4 protein-coding genes are annotated in these 2907 nt (G+C 45.3%); all 4 read left to right on the top strand.

What is annotated here, in order from left to right; genetic code table 11:
• Positions 1 to 863: hypothetical protein (locus J6I68_RS12185; protein WP_330622505.1), on the top strand; the 863-nt coding region annotated here is incomplete at its 5' end.
• A 16-nt stretch (positions 864 to 879) separates the two neighbouring features.
• Positions 880 to 1299, top strand: coding sequence for a 30S ribosome-binding factor RbfA (gene rbfA / locus J6I68_RS12180; RefSeq protein WP_292220681.1), 420 nt, complete (start codon positions 880 to 882; stop codon positions 1297 to 1299).
• Entirely contained in the window at positions 1299 to 2246 is a 948-nt protein-coding gene (locus J6I68_RS12175; RefSeq protein ID WP_292220679.1) for a DHH family phosphoesterase, read from the top strand. Before rbfA ends, J6I68_RS12175 begins: the two co-directional genes overlap by 1 nt.
• A gap of 38 nt (positions 2247 to 2284) precedes the next feature.
• Positions 2285 to 2907 (top strand): tRNA pseudouridine(55) synthase TruB (gene truB, locus J6I68_RS12170; RefSeq protein ID WP_292220678.1); only part of this gene is annotated, 623 nt, incomplete at its 3' end.

Here is a 2907-nt window from a genome sequence, read left to right as displayed (position 1 = left end):
CAGGTAAGGTCAGAGCCATGGTTGATGATAAGGGCAACAAGCTTAAAGAAGCTCGTCCTTCACAGCCAGTTGAGATCCTTGGTCTTTCAGATGTTCCAAATGCCGGTGAGGTATTCCTTGGACACGAGACTGACAAAGAAGCTAAACAGTATGCAAACACATACCTTCAGCAGCACAAGAAGGATCTTATTGAAGAGACTAAGGCTAAGATGTCCCTTGATGATCTTTACTCCAAGATTGAAGAGGGCAGGCTTCAGGAACTTAACATCATCATCAAAGCTGACGTTCAGGGTAGCGTAGAGGCTCTTAAGCAGTCACTTCTTAAGCTCTCTAACGAAGAGGTTGTTGTTAAGGTTATCCATGGCGGTGTTGGTGCCATCAATGAGTCTGATGTAACACTTGCTGCAGCATCAAATGCCATCATCATCGGATTTGATGTTCGTCCTGACGCAACAGCCAAGAGCATGGCTGATCACGAGGGCGTTGAGATCAAGCTTTACAAGGTTATTTACCAGGCAATCGAGGAGATCGAGTATGCTATGAAGGGTATGCTTGCTCCTGTATACGAAGAGAGAATCACAGGTCATGCAGAGGTTCGCCAGATATTCAAGGCTTCCAAGGTCGGCAATATCGCTGGTGCCTTTGTTAAGGACGGTATCATCAAGAAGGAATGCAAGGTTCGTATCTCAAGAGATGACGAGCAGATCTTCGAAGGAGATCTTGCTTCCCTTAAGAGATTCAAGGATGACGTCAAGGAAGTTAAGGAAGGCTTCGAGTGTGGTCTTGTATTTGACGGATTTGACGGTATCCACGAGGGTGACCTTGTTGAAGCCTACGAGATGGTAGAGGTTCCAAGGACTTAATTTGAGATAGGAAATTATGAGAAAAAATAGTAATAAAAACAGAAGAATCAATGGCGAAGTGCAGAAGGTAATTTCTGAAGCGATCCATTTTTCCAAGGATCCAAGGATCAGCCCCTTTACATCTGTTATGGATGTAGAGGTTGCGCCGGACCTTAAGACATGCAAGGTGTGGGTTACTGTAATGGGCAATGATGAGGACAGACTCCGCACACAGGAGGGTCTTAAATCTGCTTCAGGATATATCCGCAGCACCCTCGCCAGGGAACTTAATATGAGATACACACCAGAGATCCGCTTCATTATGGATGATTCCATAGAGTATGCCATCAACATGTCCAAGAAGATTGATGAAGTAACAGCCAAGGACAATGAGGCAAGGCTTGCAAGAGGCGAGAGCATCGAGGATGATTCTTCAGAAGAAGAACAGGAGGACTAATGAAGATCGATCAGCTTATTGGCAGTGCTAAGACAATCGGAATCTCAAGTCATGTAAGACCTGATGGTGATGCTATCGGATCATCTCTTGGAATGTATCTTTACCTGAAAAAGAACTATCCAGAGACTAAAGTTGATGTGTTTCTGGAGAAGGTTCTTCCTGAGCTGACATTCATTAGCGGATCAGATGAGGTAAAGACAGACTTTACATCAGATGTTGAAAGCTATGATCTTTTCATCGTTTTAGACTGTTCCAAGGATAGAACCGGAGATGCCGAGAAGTTTTTTGACGCGGCAAAAAAGACTATAAATATTGATCACCATGTAAGCAACCCTGGAACCGGGGATGAACTTTACATCGTTCCTGACGCCAGCAGCGCCTGCGAGCTTGTTTACGACACACTGGATCCTTCCAGAATCGATGTGGAGATCGCCAAGGCTCTTTACACAGGTATGGTGACAGATACAGGAGTGTTCAAGTACAACAACACTTCACCCAAGACCATGAGAGTGGCAGCAGAGCTTATTTCCTACGGCTTTGATTTTGGCTCACTTATAGATCATGTCTTTTATGAAAAGACCTATATACAGAATCAGATTCTTGGAAGAGCTCTTTTAGAGAGCATCCTTCTGATGGATGGCAGATGCATAGTATCTGTTGTTTCCAAGCAGACCATGGAGTTTTACGGAGTTGAGAGCAATGATCTTGATGGCATTGTTAACCAGCTTCTTCTGACAATAGGTGTTGACTGCGCAATATTCATGTATGAGCTTGCGCCCCTTGAGTACAAGGTAAGCCTTCGCAGCAACGGAGCAGTCAATGTGTCTGAGGTTGCCCAGATGTTTGGCGGCGGCGGTCATGTTCGCGCTGCAGGCTGCACTGTAAGCGGCACATATCATGATGTGATCAACAACTTAACAAAGTATATTCAAAAACAAATAGGATAAAAAGTGGGGCTTAATAAGCCCCATTTTCAGTATTTACGATGGCTAATGCTTACAATGGACTTATAAACATATATAAGGAACCGGGCTTTACTTCCAACGATGTGGTGGCCAAGCTTAGGGGAATCCTTCACCAGAAAAAGATAGGACACACAGGAACTTTGGACCCGGACGCTGTGGGAGTTTTAGTGGTATGCCTTGGAACAGGCACCAAGCTGGTTGAAATGCTCACAGATCACGACAAGGAATATATAGCTGTCTGCAGGCTTGGAGTTACTACAGATACTCAGGATATGTCAGGGCAGGTGCTTGAAGAGGCTCCTGTTAACGTGACAAGGCAGCAGCTTCACGATGCGGTCAGGGCCTTTGTTGGTGACTATGAGCAGATACCACCTATGTATTCTGCCATCAAAGTCGGCGGCAAAAAGCTCTACGAACTGGCCAGGGAAGGCAAGGAAGTTGAGAGAAAGGCCAGGAAGGTAAACATCGGCGCTATCACGATCCTTGATGATTCTCACCTTGCGTCAGACCATCTTTTCACCATGGAAGTTAAGTGCTCAAAGGGAACTTATATAAGGACTCTCTGCCATGACATTGGCCTGTCACTTGGCTGCGGAGCAGCGATGCAGCATCTTACAAGGACAAGGGTTGGAGCGTTTTCTTT

The organism is Butyrivibrio sp. (assembly GCF_017940685.1).
Lineage (GTDB): Bacteria > Bacillota > Clostridia > Lachnospirales > Lachnospiraceae > Butyrivibrio.
The sequence above is the reverse complement of the archived record's forward strand: the minus strand, read 5'-3'. Positions and strand labels throughout refer to the sequence as shown.